This window comes from Streptomyces flavofungini (assembly GCF_041028215.1).
In the GTDB taxonomy this organism is placed as follows: domain Bacteria; phylum Actinomycetota; class Actinomycetes; order Streptomycetales; family Streptomycetaceae; genus Streptomyces; species Streptomyces flavofungini_B.
Window position 1 is genome coordinate 1 of sequence record NZ_JASKYR010000981.1, and the last position, 2,123, is coordinate 2,123.

Here is a 2,123-nt window from a genome sequence, read left to right on the forward strand (position 1 = left end):
AGCTGCGCGCAGTCACGCGTGCGGGCGAGCAGTTCGGCGGCCGTGACCTCACCGACGGGGGCGTGCCGGGCGGTGGCGGGGACGGCGGCGGGGAGCAGCAGCGCGGCTCCTGCGGCGACGGCCAGAGCGGCCGTTCTCGTGGGCACGGTCGGGACCCTTCGGGTGCGTGCGGGGGATGTCTCGCTGCCCAGATATCCCAGTCTGTGCGCAGTCGTACACCCCGTCCGGCGATCCGGGCCCGTACGGCGGACGCCTGCCTCTTGATGTGCCCCCGCCACCTGTGTCAAATAGGTCCGGACCAATGCCGTCGAGTGGAAGGCAGCACCGTGCGACGGACCCCCCGGTCGTCCCTGCCCGTGGCCCTGCTGACCGCCCTCGCCGTGACCGCTGTCGGCGGCTGCGACTGGGGCGGCGGCGGCGACGGGCGTCAGGACACCACGCCGCCCGCGGCCCCGCGCGGCCTCACCGTGGAGGCGGGCAGCGCCACCACCGCCCACGTCATGTGGAACCAGGCCACCGACGACACCGGGGTCACCGGCTACGAGGTCTACCGGGACGCCAAGAGGGTCAGGACGGTCCCGGGCGCCAAGCACATGGTCGACATCGTCGGCCTCAGGCCCGCCACCACGTACGCCTTCACCGTGCGCGCCCGCGACGCCGAGGGCAATGTCAGCGCCGACAGCAAGAAGCTCACCGTCACGACTCCGAAGGCTGTCGCCGCCGACCGCGAGGCCCCGTCGCGCCCCGCGGACCTGCGGGGCAGGGCGGAGGGGAGCCGGTCGGCGATGCTGACGTGGGGCAAGTCGACGGACGACAGGCGCGTGGCCTCGTACGAGATCTACCAGGGCGGTTCGAAGATCCACAGTGTGGGCGGCGGGCAGACCGCGACGCTCGTCACCGGGCTGCGGCCCGGCACCGCCTACACCTTCACGGTCAAGGCGCGCGACGCCGCGGACAACTTCTCGCCCGCGAGCCGGAAGGTGCGGCTCACCACCGGGGCGGGCGAGGACGCGGGGCGCGGCACGGCGCCGACCGGCTTCCGCGCCACGACGCACCGCGCCGACGGGGCGTACTACATCGATCTGAGCTGGGTGCCGCCGCGTACCGGCGGGGCCGTGGCGGAGTACCAGATCCAGCTCGACGGCCGCACGGCCACCTCGCTGGTCTTCGGCGGGACGGCGCCTCGCGACAAGGCCGAGCACAGCTTCTACATCGGCAAGAAGTCCGGGGAGCGGCACCGGGTACGCATCCGCCCGAAGCTGCCGGACGGCACGTGGGGCGGCTACTCGCCCACGCGGGAGGTCACCACGGGCTGAGCGCCCGGGCGCGGTTCTCCCACCACCGGCTGAGCGCCCGGGTCGGGATCTCGCACCGCGCGGTCGCCGTCCGGATCCCTCACCGCGCCCCGRCGGCACCAGTCGCGGCTCTCGCGCTCGAAGGCGAGACCGCGCAGACAGGTCAGATAGGGGCCGACGCGCTCGCCGGTGCGCAGGAAGTCCTCCTCGTCGGCGCCGCCGCGCAGCTTCACCAGGAGCTTCTCCAGGACGTCGATCTTCGCGTCGGCCACCGCGGCGCGCTCCGCGAGCTGCCCGATGACCGGCGCGGCGGCGACGCCGTCCACCGCCTGCACCTTGACCAGCAGGTCGTCGCGGATGAAGGACGGCTTCGCGGCGCGGGCGGCGAAGCGCTCCATCTCGGCGAGGCCCGCGTCGGTGACGCGGAACAGCCGCTTGTTCGGGCGGCCCTCCTGCACGACCTCACGCCCGGAGACCAGGCCGTCGGCCTCCAGCTTGGCCAGTTCGGCGTAGAGCTGCTGGGGCAGCGCGTGCCAGAAGTTGGCCACGCCGATGTCGAAGCCCTTGGCGAGCTGATAGCCGCTGTACTCACCGTCCAGCAGTGCCGCGAGCACCGCGTGCCGCAGAGCCATGCCCCGAAACCCCTTCCCTTCGGCCGTCCCGTGCCCTCATCATAGTCACCATTCTGAATAGTCAGATTGATGACTATGCGCGATACGCCCATTCCCCCTCCCCCTGCTGGAGACGCCATGAGCCACCCCACCGCCGAACGCTTCCGCGCCCTCGTGGAGAAGCGCGACCTCGACGGCCTTGCGGACCTTTTCACCG

Annotated in this window: 2 protein-coding genes; one reads left to right on the plus strand and one right to left on the minus strand. The window is 72.6% G+C overall.

The features are described from left to right. The first annotated feature begins 326 nt into the window (after positions 1-326). Entirely contained in the window at positions 327-1,316 is a 990-nt protein-coding gene (locus AB8Z36_RS37380) for a fibronectin type III domain-containing protein (protein WP_369217831.1), read from the plus strand. Here the strand turns inward: AB8Z36_RS37380 and AB8Z36_RS37385 are convergent. Then, positions 1,283-1,927 (minus strand): PadR family transcriptional regulator, encoded by a 645-nt coding sequence (locus AB8Z36_RS37385; protein WP_369217832.1) that lies wholly within the window; start codon positions 1,925-1,927, stop codon positions 1,283-1,285. The genes AB8Z36_RS37380 and AB8Z36_RS37385 overlap by 34 nt on opposite strands. Between the last annotated feature and the right edge of the window lie 196 nt (positions 1,928-2,123).